Raw genomic sequence first — 22,295 nt, 5'->3', positions numbered from 1 at the left:
TAAAATTGAATTTGAATTAATCTAATTTACGCTTTCGTTTTTACAACAAAAGAGAATGTCATTATATCGTTTATAAATTTATCTTTTAATCCTTCAAAGAATTTTTTAGATCCGTATTTTACATTAAAATCTGCTCTGTCTACATTAAAAGCTTCACTTTTAAAAACTGTAACTCCGTTTTCTGTAGAAATTGTTGCAGGTATTGTAATACTTTTTGTTACATCTTTAATTTGTAAGTTTCCTGTAACAGCTAATTTACCAGCTACTTCTTCTACTTTTGTAATTACAAATTTTGAAGTTGGGTATACTGCAACATCAAAAAAGTCTTCATTTTTTAAATGTCCTTCAATTTTACCTGCTCCTTCGCTACCTGCCATGTCTACGTTTTTAATAGTAGACATATCAATTACAAACTCACCACTTGTAAGTTTACCATTTTCTATTAATAAACCACCACTTTTTAAAGCAACAGTTCCATTATGTGCTCCTCCTGGTTTTGTTCCTTCCCAATTTAATACAGAAACAGCAGTATCTACATTATTTAATTCAGCTACGTTAACGGCAACTTTAACAGCTTCCTTTACTTCTACTTTTTCTTTCTTTTCTCCTTTACATGCAGTTAAAACTGATGCTACTACTACTAATGATAAAATTATTTTTTTCATGTTATTTTAAATTTAATGGATATTATTTTATTTCCCATGGCAAATATACAACATTTATTTTCCTTGGAAACTATTTTTTTCTATTTATGATAAAATTAACTACAAAAGCTGCTGCTTGTAGACCAAAAAGTGCTGGCATATAGCTTATAGTACCATAATACGATTTCTTAAAATGAGTTCCGTCGGTTCTTTTTACACTTTTAGAAATTTGCATTTCTTCAGAATACACCGCTTTTACACCTTTATTTACCTTACGTTCTTTTAATCGCTTTCTTAACACACGTGCCATTGTACAATTTTTAGTATTAGCAATGTCTTTTATTTTTACTTTGGTAGCATCTAATTTACCACCTGCTCCCATAGAAGAAATTATTTTTACTTTTTTTCTTCTTGCCGCTACAATCAAATTTACTTTAGGTGTAATACTATCAATGCAATCTAAAACATAATCAAACTCTTTTGTTACAATTTCAAAGGCTCTTTCTGGCGATAAAAACTCTTCTAAAACTGTTAACTCAATTTCTGGATTTATATCTATTAACCTTGCTGCCAAAACCCTTGCTTTCGATTTTCCGATGGTAGAATCTAAAGCTGTTAATTGACGGTTTTTATTGGTTTCATCAAAAACATCACCATCTACAATCGTCATTTTTTGTACTCCTGCTCTTGCAATAAATTCTGCAGCATAAGACCCCACACCCCCTAAACCAACTACTAAAATATTGGCTTTTTTAAGTTTTTCTAACCCTTCTTTTTGCACTAATAATTCAGTACGTTCTAACCAACTCATATTACTTTTATATATTATTTATGTCTGGTCAAGCGCAGTGGAGACCTCATTAAAATTCTATAAATCATTAAAACCTCTCTGCGCTTGAGGTATCAAATTGATGAAATTTTGTGTTATTTTTTGTTGAAGATTTTCAACCGAAATATTTTTTATTTCTGATGCTTTTTTATAAATTTCTGATATATCAATTTCATTATCATCTGTTTCTAATACTATTGATGACAACGGAAGTGCTAAAAAAGTTTCTTGTAATTTTTTGTTTTTGATAAAAGCTGCACCAAACGAAAGCATCAATCCGTTTTTTATACAGTTTTCTGCCAATTGTTTACTTTTATGAAAACCATGTAAAATCCAAACTTGTTTGGGGTTTACCTCTTTTTTAATTGCTATAATTTCTTGATGTGCTCTTACACAATGAATTATTATAGGTTTTTGGTATTTCTCTGAAAGAGCCACCTGCTTTTTAAAGACATCTTTTTGAATGTCCAAATCAGTTTTTGATAGTTTGTCTAAACCACATTCGCCAACGGCAAAACAGTTATCTTTTTGCAGCTGATGTTCTACAAATAAAAGTTCTTCTTTTAAAGTTTCTTGGTTTATAAACCAAGGATGAATTCCGATTGAAAATGGTTGGGAAAAACTAGTGCTATTTGGGTATGTATTTACTATTGAAAACACATTCTCATTAGAATATATTTTATGTGTATGCACATCTAAAAAAAGCATAAAAGTTACTCTTTATTTTTAGAATCTATGATAATAGTAACGGGACCATCATTAACCAAAGCTACTTGCATATCTGCACCAAACTGACCGGTTTGTACTTTTTTACCAATTTCTTTTTCTAAAGTTTGTACAAAATTGGTATACAATGGTATGGCAATATCTGGTTTTGCGGCTTTAATATAACTTGGTCTATTTCCTTTTTTGGTAGCTGCTTGCAATGTAAACTGACTTACTACAATTACTTCTCCTGCAATGTCTATAAGCGATTTATTCATTACTTCATTTTCATCGTTAAAGATGCGTAGGTTAGCTGTTTTTCTTACCAAGTAATTAATGTCTTCCTGATCATCATCTTCTACAATACCTAATAAAACTAAAAGTCCGCTTTGTATTTCTGCAACTTTATGGTTCTCTATGCTTACACTTGCTTCAGATACACGTTGAATTACAATTCTCATGACTTATTCATTATCTTCTTCGTTCCAAACATCGGTTCTAAAATGCTCTTTATCTTCATCTCCACTTAAAATTTGAAGGTAACTTTTATAACGAGACCAAGAAATTTTTTCTTCTTCTAAGGCTTCTTTTACAGCACATTGTGGTTCTTTGGTATGAATACAGTTATTGAATTTACAATGTTCTTTTAAGGCAAAAAACTCAGGAAAATAATCACCTAATTCGTATTTATCAATATCTACAACTCCAAAACCTTTAATACCTGGTGTATCTATAATTCTTGCATCGAAACTTAAATCGAACATTTCTGCAAAGGTAGTAGTATGTTTTCCTTGGTTGTGTTGATCTGAAATTTCTTTGGTTTTTAAATTTAAAGAAGGCTCTATAGCGTTTACTAAAGTAGATTTACCAACACCAGAATGCCCAACAAACATAGAGGTTTTACCAATCATCATATCTTTAATAGTATCTACATTTTTATGCTGAGTAGAGGAAACCTCAACGCATCTATATCCAATAGCTTCGTAAATATCTTTTAAATACAGAATCTCTGCACGTTCTTCTAACTCGTAAGAATCTATTTTATTAAAAACCAATATAGTATCTATTCTATACGCTCTTGTTGCAACTAAAAAACGATCTATAAAAGTGGTAAAAGTGGGTGGATTATTTATGGTAATTAGTAAAAAAACTTGATCTATATTGGCTGCAATAATATGTGTTTGCTTAGAAAGGTTTACAGATTTACGAACAATAAAATTATCTCTATCTAAAATCTTTTTAATGACGCCTGTTTCTTCATCATTCTTTTTCTCTAAATCGAACACCACTTTATCACCAACCGCAATTGGGTTGGTGCTTTTGATGTCTTTAATTCTGAATTTTCCTTTAATTCTACATTTGTAAAATTCTCCGTTTTCAGCTTTTACTTGATACCAACTTCCGGTAGATTTATAAACGATTCCTGTCATTAGTACAAAGATGCAGAATTAAAATTGATTTAAGAAAAATTGGGTTGAAATTGATAGGTGTTCATCAATTTAAAAACTACTTTTTCTTTGATTATGTATAGTTTGTCATTTCAAACACAGAAAGAAGAATCACATAAAGTTTGATTGTGTTTGACTTATCACTGTTATGGGGTTTCTCCTATCGTCGAAATGACACGATTATAATGACAAGTTTTTTGTAATGAGAATGTTTTTTAAGCTTGCACTACGCGTTAAGGATTGAGCAATTGTTTAAGCTCTTTTTTGTTTTTCTACAAAAAAAGCGAGTGCGAAAGCCTGACCAAGCCTTTTTGCTTGGTAACGCCCAAAAAAAATACCTTCAAATTATAAAACTTGAAGGTATTTTAAATAAATATGTATGCTTAAAAAAATTATGCGTTGATAATTTTTTCTTGATGATTGATAGATTCTTGGTGAATTGCTTTAAACATTTTTAAAACAAATTCTTCACTTAGACCTTTACTACTACCTTCTATAACCATGTTTCCTAAAATCTCGTTCCAACGACGTGATTGTAAAACAGCTACGTTTTGATCTTTCTTTAATTGACCTATTTTGTCTGCAACTTGCATTCTTTTACCTAATAAATCGATTAACTGATCGTCTACTACATTAATTTGAGCTCTTAAGTTTTCTAAAGGCTCTCTGTAACTAACTGCAGTTTCAGTTTCCTTTTTAACTTTTAAGTCTTGCATTATTTGCTTTAAAGCATCTGGCGTTACTTGTTGTGCAGCATCTGACCAAGCATTTTCTGGATCGAAATGAGTTTCTATCATTAAACCATCGAAGTTTAAATCTAAGGCTGTTTGACAAACATCAAAAATCATGTCTCTCTTACCTGTAATGTGAGAAGGATCGTTGATTAAAGGTAAATCTGGAAATTTATTTTGAAACTCAATAGCTAATTGCCATTCTGGTGTGTTTCTATATTTTGATTTTTCGTATGTTGAAAATCCTCTGTGAATTGCTCCAAGATTTTTAATACCTGCAGTATATAATCTTTCGATACCACCTAACCATAAAGCTAAATCTGGATTTACTGGATTTTTTACTAATACAATTTTATCTGTACCTGCTAATGCGTCTGCAATTTCTTGCATAATAAAAGGTGATACTGTAGAACGTGCACCAATCCATAATAAATCAACATCGTTTTCAATTGCTAATTTAACGTGTGCAGCGTTTGCTACTTCTGTACAGGTTTTCATACCTGTTTCTTCTTTTACTTTCTTTAACCATCTTAAACCAATTTCTCCAACACCTTCAAACATTCCTGGTCTTGTTCTTGGTTTCCATATTCCAGCTCTAAAATAGCTTACATCAGAATCTTTTAGTTCGTGTGCAATTTTTAAAACCTGTTCTTCGGTTTCTGCACTACAAGGCCCTGCTATTACTAGTGGATGATTTAATTTCATATCGTCCAACCATGTTCTTAATTCTTTTGTATTCTCCATTTTTCTACTTGTTGTGGCTTATTATTTTATGCCGTTTAAAATTTGTTTTATATAATTTGTGTTCTCCATTTCGTTAAAAATTTCAGAGAAATCATCTTTTTGCATCAACTCTTTAAATTGTTGTAAATTGTTGATGTATTCTTCTAACGTTTCTATTACGTTTTCTTTATTTTGTTTAAAAATTGGTGTCCACATTGCCGGCGAACTTTTTGCCAAACGAACTGTGGATGCAAAACCAGAACCTGCCATATCGAAAATATCGCGTTCATTTTTTGCTTTATTTATTACTGTTTTACCTAACATAAATGAACTTATGTGAGATAGGTGCGAAACATACGCAATATGCTTGTCATGAGAAACCGGATCCATGTAACGAATACGCATTCCAATGTCCATAAAAAGCTTTAATGCTTTTTCTTGCAATTTAAAAGTTGTCTTTTCTACTTCGCAGATAATGTTCGTTTTTCCAACGTATAAGCCGGATATAGCCGCTGTTGGCCCAGAATTTTCTGTTCCTGCAATAGGATGACATGCTAAAAAATTTCTTCTTTTTGGATGATGTTCAACCACCTTACAAATTTCTTCTTTTGTGGATCCAGCATCAATTACCAAACCATCATCAGAAATTTTATCTAAAATTGTTGGCAATAATTTTACGGTAGCATCTACCGGAATAGACACAATTACCAAGTCTGCATTTTCGATATCGTCTAAAGTTGCCTTCTTATCAATTAGGTTTAATTCTAATGCCTTATTTAAGGTTTCGTCTTTTCTACTAATTCCGTGAATTACAACATCTGGATTGTTTTTTTTAATATCGATAGCAAAACTACCGCCTATTAAACCAATACCAATCATGTATATATTTTTCATTTATTTTTGCTTTATGCCTTATGCTTTAGGCTTTATGCCCAGAGTTTAAAGCTTATTGCTTATAGCTTATAGCCTTGAAATTGCTTCTTTAATAATATCTGTTGTTACACATAATGAAAAACGAATGTATCCTTCTCCTTGAGAACCAAAAATGGTTCCTGGTGTAATAAAAATATCATAATCGTATAAAACTGAATCTGTTACTTCTTCAGATTTTTTACCTGCTGGTATTTTTGCCCAAACAAACAATCCTGTGGAGTTTTTATTATAAACAGCATCTAATTTGTCAGCCAATTGCCAAATTAAGTTTCTACGTTCTTGGTATATTTTATTTTGTGCTAAAAACCAATCGTCTGATAATTGTAATGCTTCTATGGCTCCTTTTTGAATTCCGTAAAACATACCAGAATCCATATTAGATTTTACTTTTAAGATCTCGTTGATGTAAGATTCTTTTCCGATAACCATTCCAACTCTCCAACCTGCCATATTAAAAGTCTTACTTAAAGAATTTAGTTCTAAAGCAATGTCTTTTGCACCTTCTACTTGTAAAATACTAATAGGATTATCGTTTAAAATAAAACTATACGGATTGTCATTAATAATTAAAATATGATGCTTTTTCCCAAAAGCAATCAACTTTTTAAATGTTTCTAAAGTTGCGTTTGTACCTGTTGGCATGTGCGGATAATTTACCCACATAATTTTTACATCTGTTAAATCTTGTGCTTCTAATTCTTCAAAATTTGGTTGCCAATTAGTTGCATCACTTAAATTATAAAAAAGTGGTTCTGCGCCCACCAACTTCGTTACAGAAGTATAGGTTGGATACCCAGGATTCGGAATTAATACTTTATCGCCTTCGTTTAAAAAAGCCATAGATATATGCATAATCCCTTCTTTACTTCCCATTAAAGGCAATACTTCATTTTCTGGATTTGACTCTACAGAAAACTTGTTTTTGTAAAAAGCAGCAATAGCATTTCTTAATTCTGGCAATCCTTGATAAGATTGATATTTATGCGCACTGGCATCTCCTAAACTACCCTGAATTGCTTCTAAAACCGTAGTTGGTGGTTGCAAATCTGGAGACCCAATTCCCATATTGATAATTGGTTTTCCTGCTGCTGCTAAACCCCTTACTTCTCTTAATTTTTTAGAGAAATAGTATTCTTGAACTGTATCTAATCTTTTGGCTGGTTTAATCATAATAACTGTGTTATTTTCTACCGTTTTTATAAGTTCCTAAAATCTTGAACTCTTCTGCCATTATTTCTATAATAGCTTGTGCTTTTTCGTAATCTTTATATGCTTCAAAAGTTACATCTACAAAAAAGGAATATTTCCAAGGTGTTTCTATAACTGGTAAAGATTGTATTTTGGTTAAGTTTAGCTTGCAATCGCTCATTACATTTAAGATTGTGGCTAAACTTCCTCTTTTATGACTCAATTGAAATTTTAAGGATGCTTTATTAACAGCTTCATTAACTGCTGGCTCTTCTGTTTGTACTATTACAAAACGAGTAGAGTTATCTTTAATGGTTTGAAGTTTATCTTCTATCACTTCTAAATTAAAAATTTCTGCCGCAATTTTTGGTGCAATTGCTGCAATACCTATTAAGTTTTCTTTAGATATTCTTTTGGCAACTTCTGCCGTATCTACATCTTCTACTAATTTAATATGCGGATGTTTTTTAAAGAACTCTTTACATTGCAACAATGCCATTGGATGCGACCAAACTTCTTTTATGCCTTCTATTCCCTGACCTTTTAAAGCCATTAAATGGTGATGAATATTTAAATATTCTTCTCCTATAATATGAAGATTATTTTGATCTATTAAAGCATAATTAGGTATAATAGAACCTGCAATAGTGTTCTCTAAAGCCATAATACCCAAATCTGCAGAGTTGTCTAACAAACTATCTACCAAGACATCAAAAGACATGCATTCTTTTAAGTCTATTGATGTTCCATAAAAATCGCGTGCAACTTTATGGTGGTTTGAGCCTTCGGCTCCCTGTATGGCTATAATTTTATTCATTAATTTCAAATAATGTCAAAAAAAAAGCCTCGAATGAAATTCGAGACTTTATATGATATGAATGTTAGTTAACAACATGATACAAAGTCTCCTCTCTTACTAAAAAAGTAAAAGTAAAAATAGAAACGAGTATAATTGTTATTTAACATTTGTATTCTCTTTGTTTAAAGGAACAAATCTAAAGATTAAATTGAAACAAACAAATTAAATAGCATTTTTTATAACAATTTTGATAAATTATTAAAAACTACATAAAATGTAAGGGTTCTATTATGAAATTCTTTAACGAAAAAGGATTTAGAAACAATATTCTAAATCTGAAACCACTCTTTTACCAATTCTTTCTCTATTGGAGCAACCGTTTTATGGCTATAATCGTTTTTAATGGCTTCATATTGATAGTCTTTAGACCATTCTTTAATATTTACTGAAAGCTCTTTTAAAGAAGCACAGATAAAATTTAATTCTTCAGTAGTAATTGTTGGGTGTACAGACAAACGTACCCAACCTGGTTTTTGAGTATTGCAGCCGTGTAAAATTTCATCTTTAATTCTATTAGAAGTTTCATGATCTACATTTAATAAAAAATGTCCATAGGTTCCTGCGCAAGAGCAACCTCCTCTTGTTTGAATTCCGAATCTGTCATTTAAAAGCTTTACAACTAAATTAAAATGATATTTTTCAAAATAGAAAGAAAAGATACTCAATCGCTCTTTATGGTTTGGTGCTAGAATTTTAACTCCAGGTAGACTTTCTAGAGTATCAAAAAGAATTTCGTTAATCTCTTCTTCTCTTCTTTTGATGTTTGCAACGCCCATTTTTTCTTTTAACTGAATAGAAAGTGCTATTCTAATGGTTTGTAAAAAACCAGGTGTACCGCCATCTTCTCTGGTCTCTACATCATCAAAATAATCATGTTGCCCCCAAGGGTTTGTATAACTTACGGTACCGCCACCTGGATTATCGGGAATGGTATTTTTGTATAATTTCTTATTAAAAATTAACACACCAGAACTTCCTGGTCCACCTAAAAATTTATGAGGAGAAAAAAATATGGCATCTAAATATTCTTCTTCATCTTCTGGATGCATATTAATATTAACATAAGGTGCACAACACGCAAAATCTACAAAACACAATCCGTTATAACTATGTATCAGTTTTGCAACTTCGTGATAAGGAGTTTCTATACCTGTTACATTAGAACAAGAGGTTATAGAAACTATTTTTATTTTTCTATCTTGATGTTTTTGAAAACACTTTTCAAACTCTTTTAAACACAACAAACCTTCATTATTACAAGGCACAACCTCAACATCGGCAATGGTTTCTAACCAAGAAGTCTGGTTAGAATGATGCTCCATGTGAGAAACAAAAACAATGGGTTTTAAATCTTCTGGAATCTCTGTATAATTCTTTAAATTTTCTGAAACCTTTAATCCTAGAATACGTTGAAATTTATTAACCGCACCTGTCATTCCCGTACCTGTAGTAATTAAAACATCATTTTTTGTTGCATTTACATGTTGCTTAATAATATTTCTAGCTTCATGATACGCCAAAGTCATGGCTGCTCCTGAGGTAGATGTTTCTGTATGGGTATTTGCAACAAAAGGGCCAAATTGATGCAGCATTTTATCTTCAATTGGCGCATAGAGTCTACCACTTGCTGTCCAATCTGTATAAATCAACTGCTGCTCTCCATAAGGAGAAAGGAACGTCTGATCGATACCTACAATATTTTCTCTAAATTGATTAAAATACTGATCTAAATCTGACTTCCCTATATTTTCTTTTGATGATATCATACCTTATAAAAGTTTCAATTTTACTCTTTATTACTCGTTTTAAAAACTTCTAATCCACATTCTAAAAACTGTGCATAACCCTCTTTATCTGGCGTATAACCAACTGCTTGATTTAATATTTTTGTTCCATCAGAATTTAATAACACATAATAAGGTTGCGAATTTGTTTTAAAAAACTGCGTTTGAAAGTTAGCCCATTTATGACCGTAATTATCAAGCCTTCTAGTTCCTCCGTTAATACGGTTTACTAAAATTTGCTCTTCTTTTGGCAATGCTTTTTTATCATCTACATAAAGTGATATTAAAACATACTCATTTCTTAAATAGTTATCAATTTTCGCATCAGGCCAAACATGCTCTTCCATTTTTCTACAATTTACACAAGCATATCCTGTAAAATCTAAAATAATTGGTTTATTTACTTTTTTAGCATATTCAATTCCTGTTTTTAAATCTTTAAAACAATCTAAATTATTAGGACAATCATTTGGGTATAAAAAACTATACCCCACTGGCGGAGCCAAACCACTTAATAATGTTAAAGGTGTATAGGTTTTTGTTTCTTTATTCACCATAAAACCAGAGGCTAAATAAATTACAAAGGCTATCACTAAAACACCTCCTGCAATTCTAGGAAAAGATAATTTTTTAATAGGAGAATCATGTGGAAACTTTAGTTTCCCAAGTAAAAAGAGTGCCAAACCTGCAAAAATTACAATCCACAGAGCTAAAAAAGGTTCTATTTTTAAAAGATTCCAATGCGCTACTAAATCTGCATTCGATAAAAATTTAAAAGCTAAAGCCAACTCTAAAAATCCTAAAATTACTTTGGTTGTATTTAACCATCCGCCAGATTTTGGCAAGGCATTCATCATATTAGGAAACATTGCAAAAAGAGCAAAAGGCAATCCTAAAGAAACTCCAAAACCTGCCATACCTGCTGTTAATTGCCATGCACCACCATCTGCAGTTAAAGAACCCGCTAATAAAGATCCTAAAATAGGTCCTGTACAAGAAAAAGAAACAATAGCTAAGGTTAATGCCATAAAAAAGATTCCGATAATACCACCAGAACTTTCTCCTTGTGTGGTTTTATTTGTCCAACTTGCAGGAAGTGTTAACTCATAATATCCGAAGAAAGAAAAAGCAAAAAACACAAAAATGACAAAGAAAATAATGTTTAACCAGATGTTGGTAGAGATTTCATTTAAAATATCTGGATTTACAGAATCTAACAAATGAAAAGGAATGCTTAAAATAATGTAAACTGCAAAAATAAAGAAACCGTATAGCAATGCTTTAGAAACGCCACCGCTTTTATTTTGTCCGTTTTTCTTTGTAAAAAAACTAACGGTTAAAGGAATCATCGGAAAAACACAAGGCGTTAATAAAGCTAACAATCCACCTAAAAAACCGAGTCCAAAAATACTCCATAAAGTTTTACCTCCTTGTTGTATTTGGTTTGAACTACTACTTACTTCACTATCACATTTTATGGTTGAAAACTTTAAATCGTCTGTATTAATACCATAGAGAAGACTATTTGTAACGGCATTATCTATTTTTGATTTAGCTACCGAATTTACTTTTTCCCCATTTAAAGAAAACGTAAAATTCTCATCAATTTGTATGCAGGCTTCTTTACAAACTTGTCCGGTTAAATTTAAAGTAACCGAAGACAATTCTTTATTTAATTTTATTCTTTGTTTTAAAACTCCTTTTTTCTCAAAAAAAGTTTCTTCTACTTTAAAAATTTCACTAAACTTTTTAACAGTAGCACTTTCTATTGCTTTACCTACTAATTGATACCCCTTATTTTTATCCGCTTTTGTAATTATAATTGGTAATGCACCACCGTCTTCTGTATATTGAGAATACAAATGCCAATCTTCCATTAATTCGGCATTTATAATTAAGTCGTATTCATTTTTAGAAATTTTTTCTATAGATGTTTTCCATTTAACCGGACTTAACATCTCATTTTGATTACCGAACGTATTATTTACTTTTTCAGGTATATTAAATACTAAATCAATTTCTGTTGGTGCTAAACATTTAGAATCATCACACACCATAAATTCTACAACTCCGTTAATTGTACTAGCATCAGAAGTTGTTTTAATTTTTTGTTTAAAAACAGCTGAATTTTCAAAGAACTTAATCCTCATACCAAAAATAGGATCGTCTATTGTATGCCCTTCTTCTTCTATTGTATTTCCATCTAAAGAAAAACCTCCTTTAGATACATCATAGGTAAATGTTGTTGGTATTGGACCATCATCCGGAACATCTTGTGAGTACAAATGCCACCCCTTTTCTATAGTAGCTTCTGAAATTAAAATAAACTCTGTATCAGAAACTTTTTTTACAGACGTAGACCATTTTACAGGATCTTCTATTTGAGAGAATATTCCTAAACTAAATGTTAGAAATAAAAAAATAAATATATTCTTCATAAATTAAAACAATAATAAAAGGGCTGATTAAAAGGATACTGACCTACTTTAATTTCTTTCACTTATCAAAGATAAATAATTAGAGAATACTAAGTTTAACGAAAGTAGATTTTAACAAAAGAGTAGCATTTCTTACACTTATAATTCAAACAACAAATAAAAAAAAACACAGTTTAAAATTCACAAAAAATAAATGTGATTTTTTTTATTTTTTATTGTTTAAAACAAATTATTTGTATATTTGCGAGCGTTAAGAAGATTCATCTTAACACCCCCCTTAAACATTTATCGCTTCCCCCAAAATCATTTTCAAAAAAAGAAACCATGAAAAAAACTACTTTTCAGGTATGTGAATTTGGGGAAATTCAACGCCTATTAAAAAACAAAACAAAAAGCACGTTACTACTTGTAGCACTGCTATTTACCTCCTCATTTATTGTGAATGCACAAGTGGTACCGGCAGACACGAATGACAACATTAGTTTTTATAAGAAATTCTCTGGTGCCAACCTTACTTATAAACAAATAGGTAATAGTGAAATTAAATACAATATAAATAGCACCGATTTTTCTATATGTGCTAAAAACAACGGAGCAGCCACAAGCGCTAATTTAGCACTACCTGCAGATGCCGTAATAAAAGCAGCCTACATACAATGGTTTGCCCTTGTAAAACATGGTAGAACCAACCCTAACATAACAAGTTATGCTCCGCTAAAAACCTCTATTCCAGTTACTTTTCCTAACGGAACTAAAAAAACCATAAATAAAATTAAAAGCTATAGAGAATCGGTTCCTTTTATTGGTTTAGACTTAAAATATGAAGGGTATTTAGCAGATATCACAGCCGATGTTTTAGCACTATCAAACCCTGCAGGAACCTATACTGCAGACATTATCTTAAACAATGATTATGATGCTTTAAAAGGAGCATGTGCCTACGCTCAAGAAAATGTAAGAGCTTGGCAAATGGTTGTAGTATATGAATCCCCAACAGATGAGGGTGGTATCAACCAAGTATATCTATATGATGGTTTAAAAGGCTTCTTAGGAGAAACTATAAAAATACCAGTAGATGGTTACAAAGTACATTCCGGAGATACCGCTGGTAGCATCTCTGTAGCTTCTTTGCAAGGATCTCCTAATTTGAATGGAGAGTTTATAAATTCTTCAGATGCAGCATTTGGTTCTTTTCCTCCAGATTTCGCAAATTCAGGAGGAGTTTCAAACCCTGCACCTGGTACAAATGCTATTGCAGGAAGCCCTTATGGAGGATGGGATATTGATGTTGTAAACAGTAATTTTACTCCAGGAACTACAAGCTTAGAATTAAGCGCTGGTTCTACAGGAGACCTTATTCTATTTGATTTATTTGTATTAAAAATACCTACCGGAGGATTAGTAGTAACTAAAAAAACCACCACTCCTAATGTTAATATAGGCGAAAACGGTACCTATGAAATTACGCTAACAAATACAACTAATGTAGATTTAAAAGGAATTACGGCTCAAGATATTTTACCCACTGGTTTTACGTATGCAGCTACAGCAAACTTAGTTTTAAATAAGGCAACACAAACAGCTACAACAACTCCATCTAAAGGAGATACAACACTTAATTGGGGTACTTTTGATATTAACGGAAAAGGAAGTGTAACAATTATTTTTGATGTAACTGTTTCTGATACCGAACCTATTGGAACCTATCACAATACAGCAACCGCCTCTGTTTCAAGCCCAAGTGACACCGTTATTACTAACTATGATGGTAGCAACTCAGACGAAGATATTACGGTAGGTAACCGTTGTGACGCACTTTCTTCTGGCAATTTAGACACTGATGGAGATGGTATTAGCGATATTTGTGATTTAGATGATGACAATGATGGTATTTTAGATGTTGATGAAAATATCTGTGGTAATAGTGGTACTCCTTTGCTTATAGAAGATTTTGGAGTAGGTAATGCTACCACTAGTAGCCCTTTACCCGTTGGAGCCTCTACAAACTACACTTATTTAGAACAAAAAAATCCACGTAGTAATGACACAACTCGCGATTTACAAGATGATTTTTACGCTGTTTTTAACAACATACCTGCATCAGCAAGTTGGGCTAATGAAAAATGGCAAACTATAGGAGACCACACTAGCGGTAGCCTTACACCTACCAGAGATAATATGCTAATGGTAAATGCAGGTAAAACGCTAGATATTATTTATCAGAGAACAATAACAGGTGTTGCCACAGATGCACTTTTAGACGTATCTTTTTGGGTACTAAATTTAGATGTAGATAATGCAATTAATGATGATCCGAAAAGAGTTTTACCTAACATACAAATAGAACTTTGGCAAAACGGAGCTCTTTTAGGCCCTGCGGTAAATACAGGAAATATTACACGTGAAAAAGCTGGCAGTAGTACTGCTTGGAAATATTATAAAACAATTGCTCCATTAAAAACATTAAATAGCAGCGATATTACCGTAATTATTAGAAATAATACAAAAGCAACAGATGGAAACGATTTAGCTATAGATGACATTTTAGTAAGACAATTATGTAATACCGATTCAGATGGAGATGGTATTCCTAACAGTTTAGATTTAGACTCAGATAACGATGGTATTCCAGACGTTATAGAAACTGGTGGTATAGATAATAATCATGATGGAATGGCTGACGGATCAGTAGGTAATACTCCATCTACAAACGGAATTCCAAATACTGCAAACACTGGTAACCCACTAACATCTACAGATAATGATGGAATACCAGATTATATAGATATAGATGCAGATAATGACGGTATTCCAGACAACATAGAAGTACAAACTACCGCAAATTATATCGCTCCAAGTGGTGTTGGTACTGCTATAACTGATAATAATAACAATGGTATTGATGATAATTTTGAAGTAGCTGGTAAAGTTTTTATCCCAGTAGATACCGATGGTGATAAAATACCAGATTACTTAGATCCAGACTCAGACAATGATGGCATTCTTGATATTGCTGAAAATGGAGACCCACAAAATGTTGTATCTACAATAGACACCGATGGTGATGGTTTAGATGATGCTTTTGATGACAACAACGACAATCCTAATACAGGGTTTACTATAAATGATGGTGTAAGTCCATATAATAAAGTAACAAACTTATTTACTTTAGAAAACTCATTTGGAGATGAAGATAACGACTTTAACCCAAACAACCCTTCTACTGGTAATTTAGATTATAGAGATATTAGAGACAACGACAAAGATGGTATTGCAGACAGTATCGATTTAGATGACGATAACGATGGCATACCAGATACTCTTGAAAATGGAGGAAACATTGCAGAAGGCGATGAAGATGGTGATGGTATTCCAAATTATTTAGATACTCATGATGATGGTAATGGAGATGGTACTACCACAAACTATACAGATAATGATGGTAATGGTATTCCAGATGTATATGATAATGATGGAGATGGCATTCCTAATCATTTTGATTTAGACTCAGACAACGATGGCATTCCAGATATTATAGAAGCAGGTGGTATTGATAGTGACGGAAACGGAAAAGTAGATGACATTAACACCAATGGAACTTTAATTAACGATAAAGATAAAGACGGTTTAGATGATCGTTACGACACTAATGTAACAGGTGGTACTAATGGAAATGCCATTACAAACCCAGATTCAGATGGTGATGGCATCCCTAATACTCAAGATTTAGATGCAGATAACGATGGTATTCCAGACCTTGTAGAAGCTGGTGGTACAGATACCAATGGAGACGGTAAAGTAGACAACATTAATACTGATGGTTCTCTAAAAAATGATACAGATAACGATGGCTTTGATGATCTTGTTGATGGTGATGTAGGCCAACTTGGTACACCTAATAACAAAGACAATGCTTTAATTATTACAGGAAGTACAGACGCTAATAATGATGGCAAACCAGACACGTACACTACTGGAGATACAGACGGTGATAGCATTCCTAATCACATAGATCTAGATTCAGATAATGATGGTATTCCAGATTTAGTAGAAGCTGGTGGTATTGATACCGACGGAAATGGAATCGTAGACAACATTCAACCTAATGGTACATTAATAAATGACATCGATAATGATGGTTTTGATGATGCTATAGATGGTAATGTTAACGGTACTAATAATCAAAATAATGCTTTAATAGTTACTGGTGCAGACACAAACGGAGATGGTAAACCAAATACATATCCAAATGGAGATACAGACAATGATGGTATATTAGACAACCTAGACCTAGATGCAGACAACGATGGTATTCCAGATTTAATAGAAGCTGGCGGAATAGATACTGATGGAAATGGAATGGTAGATAACATTACAAGTAACGGAAAATTATCAAACGATACTGATAATGATGGTTTTGATGATGCTGTAGACGGTAAAGTTACCGGTACTTCTAACAATAAAGACAATGCATTAATAGTAACAGGTACAGATACTGACAATGATGGCAAACCAAACTCCTATGACACAGGAGATAGCGATAAAGACGGCATCCCTAATCATGTAGATTTAGATTCAGATAACGACGGTATTGTAGATCTTATTGAAGCTGGCGGTACAGATGCTAATAGAGATGGTAAAACAGATAACATTAATGCGAATGGCAAATTGTTAGCAGACACAGACAATGATGGTTTTGACGACAATGTTAAGAATACACCTTTATTAATTACAGGACCAGATACAGATTCTGATGGCAAACCAAACTCTTATGTTAAAGGAGACGCAGATAGTGATGGAAAACCAAACTTTATAGACATTGATGCTGATGATGATGGTATTCCTGATAATATAGAAGGACAAACAACCAGTGCCTACAAAAAACCATCTGGGGTTGGCAACGCAATTATAGATAACAACCATAATGGTATAGATGATAATTACGAATCTGGTGCAATTATTGGCTTAATACCAGAAAACACCGATGGTGATGCAGATGCCAACTATCTACCGGACTATTTAGATACAGATACGGATAATGATGGTATTCCTGATATTGCTGAAAATGGTGACCCACAAGATACTCTTCTAATAAATGCTGGTAAATTAAAAGATACTGATGGAGATGGTTTAAATGATGCCTTCGATGATAATTTAGATAATTCTAATAATGGCTTTACTGTAAATGATGGTTTAACACCTAATAAAACAGTAGAAGATTTATTATCATTAAGAAACTCTTTTGGAGATACAGATAATGATTTCGACCCAAATAACCCTGCAACTGGTAATCTTGATTATAGAGATGTGCCTACCGCTGCAAATGCAATGATTACACAAGTATATCAATTTGGCACAGAAAGATGGATAGAAATCACCAACATTGGAGATTCAACAATCCCTGCAAACACTATTAATGTACAATTGTACAAAGATAAAACGATAGGTCAAATAGATGCGCTAACAAATGTAAATCCAGACGCAGAAGGTCTTGTAGATTCTGAATTGAAAGCAGGTGAATCTATTTTATTTAAAAATAACAAAAATAAAATTACTCATTTAGGAACTGCAACCATAATAGAAGATAATCAATTAACAGATTTTGATGGAGCAAATGATGTACTTACACTTTCATCTGCTAGAGGAATTTATTCATGGGCAAATAGATACGATGTGGCTTCTAATATTGCAAACAACACTTCTGTAGTTAGAATTGATGATGCAACAACACCAAATAAAAACTATAATGCTAGTAAATGGATTAACTTTATAGACGATGCTATAGAAACATATCAATCTGGCTACAACATAGCAGATGCTGACCCTAAAAGACACTCTCAAGATCCTTTAATCTCAGAAATAACAACTTCTGATTTAAAAGCAAACACTTTGCTAGGTTTACATAAAGTTGATAAAACAACTACAAATGTAGATGGTAGTTGGGATAATGGTTTTCCAGATAGGTCTCGTTCTGTTGTAGTTGATGAAAACTACAATCATTCTAATAGTAGATTAAGTGCTCGAAAATTAGAGGTAAAAAAAGGTAAAGAATTACGAGTAACTGATAATTTATTAGTTGTTACAAATGATATTGTATTAAATGGAGATATCCGATTAACAGGTTCAACTTCTCAATTAATACAAACACATAAAAGCGCTAGTAAAGTAAGCGGTGATGGAAAATTATTTGTAGATCAAAACTCAGAAGTAGATAGCAAATACCGATACAACTACATGAGCTCACCTGTTACTACTGTAGGTAAAGACACCTACTCTATAGCTACAGTGCTAAAAGACGGTACAATACCTAACAATCCAAAAGACATTAAATTTGTTACAGGATATGATGGTAGTGCTGGTACAAACGGTATTTCTTTAGCAGATTACTGGATTTACACCTATGCAGCAGATAGTAACAACAGATCTAATTGGATACATAAATATAGAAGCGGAACCATACATAAAGGTGATGGTTACACTTTTAAAGGACCTGGAAAAGAGCAAAATTATACTTTTACAGGTACGCCAAACGATGGTGAATTTTACACAAATTCTCAAATAAACGCAGGACAATCTTATTTAATCGGAAACCCTTTTCCATCTGCTTTAAATGCAAGAAAATTTATTGACGATAACAACAGCACTATCTCAACACTTTACTTCTGGCAACATGTAGCAGAAACCAATGCTTCAGGACTAGCTGGTCATAACTTTGGTGGCTATATTGGTGGCTATGCAACCCAAAACACAACAATGGCTACCGCAGCAAATTATGGCAAGGGACAACCCGTAAATAGTACGCTAGAAGCAGAAGACGCTAGTGAAGTTACAGGTATTATACTTCCTATAGGAATTGGCACTGGTAAATATGAGGTTTCTATGAATTTTAATGACCAAATAACGTTCTCTAATGTACCTAGCGGAGTAGACTCTTTAAGAATTAAATATAGAGCACTTGGAAATAAAAATTTAAAAATAAAAATTAATAATATAGAAAAAGGTGAATTTACTTTTCCAAGTACCGCCAATGGATTATTAGTACCTTATAAAGAAATAAAATTAGCCATGTGTATAGAAGCGGGTAGTGAAATTAAATTAACTTCTAGCTCTAATTCTTTAAACCCTATTTTTATAGACAACATCATCTTAAAAGATGAAGATGGGCAAACTGCTTGTACACCAAACACTGGTGGTCATGAATACGATAGTAAATACAAAACTCCTGAACCTTATATTGCAATTGCTCAAGGATTTTTTGTAGTAGGACACAACACAGGTAAAATTGTTTTTAACAACAGTCAAAGAGAATATAAAACAGAAGGAGAAGGTAAATCTATCTTTTTAAGAAGTAACAAAAAAGTATCTAAAGAAAAGTCATTTAATACCGAGTTACCTATTTTAAAACTTGGTATGAATTACTCAAATACTATAGGAAGTACTTTACATCGTCAAATAGGAATCTCTTTTTATAAAGGAAACTCTTTTGCTTATGAAAAAGAATTCGATTCTCAAATGTATGGTATAAACCCAACAGACTTTTACTGGAAATTTCCTAATGACGACACTAGTTATGTTATTGCTGGTGTACAAGAAATATCTAAAAACTTAGAAGTGCCTTTAGAGGTTGTTGTAAGTAAAAATAGTGTTATTACCATTGTTATTGATGAAATTAACAACATCAATCAAAACATATTTATAAAAGACAAACTTACAGGTAGAACACAGCAAATTAACAACACAAGTGCTAGTTTTCAATTAAAAACAGGTACTTATACAGATCGATTTGTTTTAGCCTTTACAGCTGAAGAAAGTGCCCTAAGTTTAGAAGATGATATACTAGCGAAACAAACAAGTATTTTTGCTGATAATAAAAACCATAACATTGTTATTTCTAAAAACCAAGAAGTAAATATAAATAATGTAGAGTTATATGATATACTTGGTAAAAAAGTAATCCTTTGGTCTATTAAAGATCAAAAAGAAACATACCAATTAGAAATCAAAAAACAAATACCAACAGGTGTCTACATTGTAAAATTAAATACAGATAAAGGTATTATGAATAAGAAAATAGTAATTGAATAACAACTAGAGTTCACCTCTTTTATTTTACAAAAGAGGTAAACTCTTAATTAAAATCTATAAAGAAAAGGTTAGCAAGAGTATTTTTTTAGAAAATTTTAGCTCTTCTATAATTCTCCAATTCGTCCCAACGTTTGAAACCCTTTTCTTTATAGTTATTTATTTACAAATTAAAGATTCAATAAAGTAATCACTGCTCTTCTATTAGAAATAGTTACCCAAATACCCCTTCTAATAAGCCAAGTTATCAGCATCAAAAAACATTAACAACCATAACAAACAGTTTGTAATTACATAAAGTAGTTATTAAAAAGCTGTAATTAATATCAAGCATTACACTTTATACAAAGTTAGAGGTTTGCTTAAAGGTTTCTGTTAAATAATCTACCAACTTAACACCCTTCTCTTTAATTCCTAACTTATTAGTAATCCTATATCTTTTACTTTCTACAGACCTAACAGATGTATTTATAAAAGCACCTATTTCTTTGTTCTTAAACCCCATAAATAGATAATAACAAATAATCACTTCAGAAGAATTTAACTCAGGATGCTTTGTTAATATTTGATTAAAAAACTCTACATTAAGATTATTTATTAAATCTAAATGATCTTCTCCTTTATCTAATAAAACAGACGAACTATGATGAATTTCTTTATGTAACTCTTTAATCCTACTTTTTTGATCATCAATATTTGTAATGGATGAAATAGTCTTAATTTCTTTTTTTAACTCGGCAATATAATTTTCTAAACCTTTAACTTTTAATTTTAATTTATCGTGGTTATTTTGAAGAAAGGAATATTCATTTGTTCGTTTAGATAAATCTAAAAGCATCTTTTTTACACTTTTATACTTCACAATCACAAAAGTTAAAATACCAACTAGTAAACTCACTAAAAAGATAATCCAATTTCTATTAACATCCTTTTTAGCTGTTTCAGCCTCTAAAATTTTTGTGCTTTCAAGAAAAGACTCATTAATACTAAAACTAGCATCTATATTTTCTTTGATAAGGTTTTCATGAAGAAATTTAAGAGAATCTAAATAATTATTTTTACTCTTTTCATCGTTCAATGCATCAAAATAGGCAACATAGTTCTTAAAATGATTTTCTTTATCAGAGTTGTTCATAGCACTATGCATACGATCTACTTTAGCTAAATAAAAAGAAACCGAATCTAATTGCTTATTATTTAAACACATTTCTGTAAGACTAATATTTAACGAAACATCATGAATTTTATATAATAAAGTTGATATTGTAGTGTCTTTTTCTAGCTCTTTAAAATGGTTATAATATCTATTAACATTCTCCTCATCTTTTAAATAGATATAATTAGAGGTAAGTATAAAAAGCGCATACATATAATAAAAAGAATCTTCTTTTATAGACTTATAATAAGCTAACTTAGGAAGAATTAGAAGGTTACTTTCTTCATATTTTTTATTATAAAATTTAATATATGCCTGCATTTGCATAACATCTACAAGGCCCAATTTATTATTGTCTATAGTGTAATATTTCTCCGATTTTTTTAAATAATTTAAAGCAGTGGTGTCCTTTTTTACAATGTACATGTTATAAAACAACTCCATACTTGCCGCCCCAGCTAGATCATAGTTTTTTTCTTTTTCCGCATATTTTAGACAAAGAATATTATAATGATAAATTTCTGCCTGACGACTTAAATAACTACTTAAAACAGCCTTTAGGTGATAATACTCTGCTATTCTACCATTAATAGAACTTTCTAAAGGCTTAGGGATTGAATCTAAAAATTTCTCTGCTATTTTAGGTGAATTATCTACACTAGTGTTGGCAGCATCTAAATATTTTAAATATTTTTCTGTAGCTTCTTGCGTATAAAAAAACACACTAAAAAAAAAGATGGATAACTTAAAAAAGAATCGGAAAAATTTTGACACA

Annotated in this window: 13 protein-coding genes; 1 reads left to right on the top strand and 12 read right to left on the bottom strand. The window is 31.7% G+C overall.

The annotated features are described in order from the left end of the window. Nucleotides 1–26: 26 nt before the first annotated feature. The 11 genes from WG951_RS13145 to WG951_RS13095 all read right to left on the bottom strand — a co-directional run bounded on the left by WG951_RS13145 (nucleotide 27) and on the right by WG951_RS13095 (nucleotide 12,282). A complete protein-coding gene (locus WG951_RS13145; protein ID WP_105047420.1) occupies nucleotides 27–665 on the bottom strand; it encodes a YceI family protein in 639 nt (212 codons plus the stop codon). A 70-nt stretch (nucleotides 666–735) separates the two neighbouring features. Continuing rightward, nucleotides 736–1,455 carry a tRNA threonylcarbamoyladenosine dehydratase gene (locus WG951_RS13140; protein WP_105047419.1) on the bottom strand — a complete coding sequence of 240 codons (720 nt, stop codon included), beginning with the start codon at nucleotides 1,453–1,455 and terminating at the stop codon, nucleotides 736–738. Nucleotides 1,456–1,512: 57 nt separating this feature from the next. Next, entirely contained in the window at nucleotides 1,513–2,181 is a 669-nt protein-coding gene (locus WG951_RS13135) for a TatD family hydrolase (RefSeq protein ID WP_105047418.1), read from the bottom strand. A gap of 5 nt (nucleotides 2,182–2,186) precedes the next feature. After that, complete coding sequence (gene dtd / locus WG951_RS13130; RefSeq protein ID WP_105047417.1) at nucleotides 2,187–2,639, bottom strand: D-aminoacyl-tRNA deacylase; 453 nt, start codon at nucleotides 2,637–2,639, stop codon at nucleotides 2,187–2,189. Nucleotides 2,640–2,642: 3 nt separating this feature from the next. Continuing rightward, entirely contained in the window at nucleotides 2,643–3,608 is a 966-nt protein-coding gene (gene rsgA, locus WG951_RS13125; protein ID WP_105047416.1) for a ribosome small subunit-dependent GTPase A, read from the bottom strand. 410 nt (nucleotides 3,609–4,018) lie between these two features. Then, nucleotides 4,019–5,101, bottom strand: coding sequence for a bifunctional 3-deoxy-7-phosphoheptulonate synthase/chorismate mutase type II (locus WG951_RS13120; RefSeq protein ID WP_105047415.1), 1,083 nt, complete (start codon nucleotides 5,099–5,101; stop codon nucleotides 4,019–4,021). Between the two features lie 21 nt (nucleotides 5,102–5,122). Then, nucleotides 5,123–5,974, bottom strand: a complete 852-nt coding sequence (locus WG951_RS13115; RefSeq protein WP_105047414.1) for a prephenate dehydrogenase — start codon at nucleotides 5,972–5,974, stop codon at nucleotides 5,123–5,125. A gap of 66 nt (nucleotides 5,975–6,040) precedes the next feature. Continuing rightward, nucleotides 6,041–7,183, bottom strand: a complete 1,143-nt coding sequence (locus tag WG951_RS13110) for a pyridoxal phosphate-dependent aminotransferase (RefSeq protein ID WP_105047413.1) — start codon at nucleotides 7,181–7,183, stop codon at nucleotides 6,041–6,043. Nucleotides 7,184–7,193: 10 nt separating this feature from the next. Next, nucleotides 7,194–8,018, bottom strand: coding sequence for a prephenate dehydratase (locus WG951_RS13105; RefSeq protein ID WP_105047412.1), 825 nt, complete (start codon nucleotides 8,016–8,018; stop codon nucleotides 7,194–7,196). A 311-nt stretch (nucleotides 8,019–8,329) separates the two neighbouring features. Next, complete coding sequence (locus tag WG951_RS13100) at nucleotides 8,330–9,826, bottom strand: aminotransferase class V-fold PLP-dependent enzyme (protein WP_105047411.1); 1,497 nt, start codon at nucleotides 9,824–9,826, stop codon at nucleotides 8,330–8,332. 20 nt (nucleotides 9,827–9,846) lie between these two features. Beyond that, nucleotides 9,847–12,282, bottom strand: coding sequence for a protein-disulfide reductase DsbD family protein (locus WG951_RS13095; protein WP_105047410.1), 2,436 nt, complete (start codon nucleotides 12,280–12,282; stop codon nucleotides 9,847–9,849). Between the two features lie 324 nt (nucleotides 12,283–12,606). Here WG951_RS13095 and WG951_RS13090 point away from each other — a divergent pair, with 324 nt between their 5' ends. Further along, nucleotides 12,607–20,367, top strand: a complete 7,761-nt coding sequence (locus WG951_RS13090; RefSeq protein WP_105047409.1) for a T9SS type A sorting domain-containing protein — start codon at nucleotides 12,607–12,609, stop codon at nucleotides 20,365–20,367. 337 nt (nucleotides 20,368–20,704) lie between these two features. Here the strand turns inward: WG951_RS13090 and WG951_RS13085 are convergent, their stop codons facing one another. After that, a complete protein-coding gene (locus WG951_RS13085) occupies nucleotides 20,705–22,294 on the bottom strand; it encodes a helix-turn-helix transcriptional regulator (protein ID WP_211296682.1) in 1,590 nt (529 codons plus the stop codon). Nucleotide 22,295 lies beyond the last annotated feature (1 nt).

This window comes from Polaribacter butkevichii, assembly GCF_038024105.1.
Classification (GTDB): domain Bacteria; phylum Bacteroidota; class Bacteroidia; order Flavobacteriales; family Flavobacteriaceae; genus Polaribacter; species Polaribacter butkevichii.
The sequence above is the reverse complement of the archived record's forward strand: the minus strand, read 5'-3'. Positions and strand labels throughout refer to the sequence as shown.

Coding starts and splice junctions, on each gene's coding strand:
- WG951_RS13145 (WP_105047420.1), bottom strand. CDS start 665: ATGAAAAAAATAATTTTATCATTAGTAGTAGTAGCATCAGTTTTAACT.
- WG951_RS13140 (WP_105047419.1), bottom strand. CDS start 1,455: ATGAGTTGGTTAGAACGTACTGAATTATTAGTGCAAAAAGAAGGGTTA.
- WG951_RS13135 (WP_105047418.1), bottom strand. CDS start 2,181: ATGCTTTTTTTAGATGTGCATACACATAAAATATATTCTAATGAGAAT.
- dtd (WP_105047417.1), bottom strand. CDS start 2,639: ATGAGAATTGTAATTCAACGTGTATCTGAAGCAAGTGTAAGCATAGAG.
- rsgA (WP_105047416.1), bottom strand. CDS start 3,608: ATGACAGGAATCGTTTATAAATCTACCGGAAGTTGGTATCAAGTAAAA.
- WG951_RS13120 (WP_105047415.1), bottom strand. CDS start 5,101: ATGGAGAATACAAAAGAATTAAGAACATGGTTGGACGATATGAAATTA.
- WG951_RS13115 (WP_105047414.1), bottom strand. CDS start 5,974: ATGAAAAATATATACATGATTGGTATTGGTTTAATAGGCGGTAGTTTT.
- WG951_RS13110 (WP_105047413.1), bottom strand. CDS start 7,183: ATGATTAAACCAGCCAAAAGATTAGATACAGTTCAAGAATACTATTTC.
- WG951_RS13105 (WP_105047412.1), bottom strand. CDS start 8,018: ATGAATAAAATTATAGCCATACAGGGAGCCGAAGGCTCAAACCACCAT.
- WG951_RS13100 (WP_105047411.1), bottom strand. CDS start 9,826: ATGATATCATCAAAAGAAAATATAGGGAAGTCAGATTTAGATCAGTAT.
- WG951_RS13095 (WP_105047410.1), bottom strand. CDS start 12,282: ATGAAGAATATATTTATTTTTTTATTTCTAACATTTAGTTTAGGAATA.
- WG951_RS13090 (WP_105047409.1), top strand. CDS start 12,607: ATGAAAAAAACTACTTTTCAGGTATGTGAATTTGGGGAAATTCAACGC.